The organism is Kitasatospora sp. NPDC059803 (assembly GCF_042732255.1).
Taxonomy (GTDB): Bacteria; Actinomycetota; Actinomycetes; order Streptomycetales; family Streptomycetaceae; genus Kitasatospora.
Window position 1 is genome coordinate 12,598 of record NZ_JBHWIJ010000122.1, and the last position, 2,799, is coordinate 15,396.

At 74.5% G+C, this 2,799-nt stretch carries 3 protein-coding genes; 2 read left to right on the forward strand and 1 reads right to left on the reverse strand.

Annotated elements, in window-relative coordinates; translation table 11 throughout:
* Positions 1 to 166: 166 nt before the first annotated feature.
* Together ACFV6I_RS20415 and ACFV6I_RS20420 are read left to right on the forward strand one after the other, a co-directional pair.
* Entirely contained in the window at positions 167 to 1,078 is a 912-nt protein-coding gene (locus tag ACFV6I_RS20415) for an immunity 49 family protein (protein WP_380426769.1), read from the forward strand.
* Positions 1,079 to 1,239: 161 nt separating this feature from the next.
* The gene (locus tag ACFV6I_RS20420) at positions 1,240 to 1,731 is read left to right on the forward strand and encodes an HPP family protein (protein ID WP_363370732.1); all 492 of its coding nucleotides are present in this window, start codon (positions 1,240 to 1,242) and stop codon (positions 1,729 to 1,731) included.
* Between the two features lie 182 nt (positions 1,732 to 1,913).
* Here the strand turns inward: ACFV6I_RS20420 and ACFV6I_RS20425 are convergent, their stop codons facing one another.
* Complete coding sequence (locus tag ACFV6I_RS20425; protein ID WP_380426772.1) at positions 1,914 to 2,687, reverse strand: enoyl-CoA hydratase-related protein; 774 nt, start codon at positions 2,685 to 2,687, stop codon at positions 1,914 to 1,916.
* Positions 2,688 to 2,799 lie beyond the last annotated feature (112 nt).

Here is a 2,799-nt window from a genome sequence, read left to right on the forward strand (position 1 = left end):
ACACCGCCGCGCCCCTCGGGCGCCCACCCCAGAGCTAGCCCCCCGAGCCGCAGGGGGGCGGGCGCCGCGCCCCCCCCCCCTCCCCCGTACGGGTGATCGACTGTCAGCGGCCGGTGCTAGCGTGCCGTTCCGTCAGCAGACGATCAAGGAAAGGCGGCATCGGATCGTGGACATCGACGTCACGCGCCACCAGGTCGCGCCCCAGCGGATCACCCAGGCCCTGGAGGGCATCGAGGACCGGGCCCTCGCCAGTTGGTACCGGATCCACTACGGCCGCCTGGCCATCAAGGACATCCGGACGATGGGCGAGGAGCTCCTCGACCACATCGGCGCGCTCACCCTGGGGGGCCGGCCGCTCAGCGGCTACCCCGCCCGGGTCATCCTGGAGACCGCGGCCGAGTGCTCCCTCGGCGTGCTGGCCCTCGGCTGCTTCCCGCGCGGCGACTTCGAGGTCCCCTTCCCGTTCATCGGCGAGACGCTGACCAGCGAAGAGACCAGCTTCGGCGACACCATCGACTTCGCCCCCACGGCCGCCACGTGGGTCGACACCTTCGCGATGTGCGTGATCAGCGGCCTGATCCAGGAGCGCCACCGCATGCTCGGCCCACTGCTGAAGGACGACTACGGGCCCTCGGTCCGCAAGGGCCTGCCCTACTCGGACCTGGACTCGACCTCCGATCCGGCGAGCCTCGCCGAGTTGGACGCGCTCTGCTCCTACCTCTACGTCGTGCCGACCGCCGTCTCACCCTGGGTCGCCCCCGGCCCCGTGCCCCTGCGCAAACCGGACGCCGAGGAGCGCACCGCGGCCGCCCGGGCGCTGGACGCCGCCGGTCGGCTCACGCCGGACCAGCAGTTGCTGCGCGTCCTGCTCGACGACGACCAGAGCACCTTCGAGCGGGCCCTCGCCGCCCGCCTCGACCAGCACCGCGAGAGCAGCGCTCCGGACGCGGCCCCGCGCAGCCTGTTCCCGGTCATCCCGATCGCCCTGGCCGCACTCGCCGTCCAGGCACACGGCTGGCAGCTCGGCCTCTCCTCCGACTACCTCCCGGCGACGCTCATACAGCCCCCGTCGCTCTGACCGCCCCACCGAAGCCGCCCGTCCGCCTGCCTGTCCGTCCGCCTGCCTGTCCGTCCACGGAGTGTTCAGTGGTTGTCCAACAGACGAAACATCCCACCTTTCGAGCGACAGTGCGCCTATCATCCCGTGGTCCCCCGTCACCCATCCGGAGTCGCCCACGCATGCCCACCTCACAGCCCGCAGACACCCCCAGGCCGCACCCGTTGCACGCCCTGCGGGCCTCCGTCTTCGCCGTCGGCGCCCTGCTCCTGCTGGCCGGAATCGGCATGGTGGTCCACCAACCGCTGCTGATCCCGCCGGTGGCGGCCAGCGCCGCCCTGGTGCACGGCGCCCCCGGGCTTCCGATCTCCCAGCCGCGCAACGTCGTCGGCGGCCAACTGCTGTCCGGCCTGATCGGCTACGCCACCCTCGCGGTCACCGGCAGCACCGCCTGGGGAGCCGCGATAGCCGCCGGTCTCGCACTGGGCGCGATGATGCTCACCCACCTCTCCCACTCCCCGGCCGTCGCGAGCGCCGTGGTCGTGGTGCTCCAGGCCCCGCCCGCCCTGCCGTTCCTGCCGCTGCTGGTCCTCTCGACCGGCATCCTGGTGGCGATCGGCCTCCTCCCCGGCCGGATCGGCGGGCACCCCGTCCGCTACCCGGTGTCCTGGTGAGCGCGCACGCCCCCAATAAGCGCTGAGCACCCCCCTTGTGAGCCGCGACTGCCAGCCGCGCCCGTGAGCCGCGACGGCCGGGTCATCCGATCGGATGGCCCGGCCGTCCGCGTTGCCGTCGTCCTGGCCGAAGAACGCCGAGTCCAGCCCGGAACCACCGGCACCAGGGGCGCGAGCCGGTCTCAGCCGGCGGCCGGGCGGTCCAGGAAGCGCCGGAGCCCCTCCCGCACCCCGTCCGTGGGCACGGTGGCCGCGAAGCAGGCCGCCTCGACGGCGAGGCCCTCGTCGATCGGCAGGTTGATGCCGCGGGTGACGGCCCGCAGGCAGGCGGACACCGCGGTCGGCGCGTGCCGGATGATCCGGTCGACCAGGCCCCGTGCCGCGTCGAGCAGTTCGCCGGCCGGGACGACGGCGTTGACCAGTCCGATCTCGGCGGCGCGGGCGGCCGGGATCGGGTCGCCGGTCAGGATCAGCTCCAGGGCGCGCTTGCGTCCGACGTGCCGCGGCAGCCGCTGGGAGCCGCCGAACGGCGGCGGGAAGCCGAGCGAGATCTCCGGCTTGGCGAAGGTCGCGTGCTCGGCGGCGACGGCCAGCGGGGCGGCCTCGGTGAGCTCACACCCTCCCCCGTAGGCGAGGCCGTTGACGGCGACGACGATCGGCTTCGGGAACTCCTCGATCCGCCGGGTCAGCGCGTGGCCGCGCCGGACGACCTCGCGCAGCGCCCGCTCGGGCCCGCCCGCGATGCTCCCGGCCAGCGACGGGATGTCGGCGCCCGCGCTGAACGCCCGCTGCCCGGCGCCGGTCAGCACGACCGCCCGGACGGTGTCGTCGGCGTCGACGCGGTCGAGTTCGGCGAGCAGCGCGTCGATGGTCGGGTAGTCGAGCGCGTTGAGCTTCTGCTCCCGGTCGATGGTCAGGGTGACGACGTGCTGGTCCCGCTCGCTGCGGACGGTCATGCCGGGTGCTCCGTTTCGCCTGGGCGCGGACGGGGGGGCGCCGCCGCCGCGCCGCGCGCGGGGGGCGGGGCGCGGCCCGCCCCCCCCGCCCCGGGCGGCGGGGCGCCCGGGC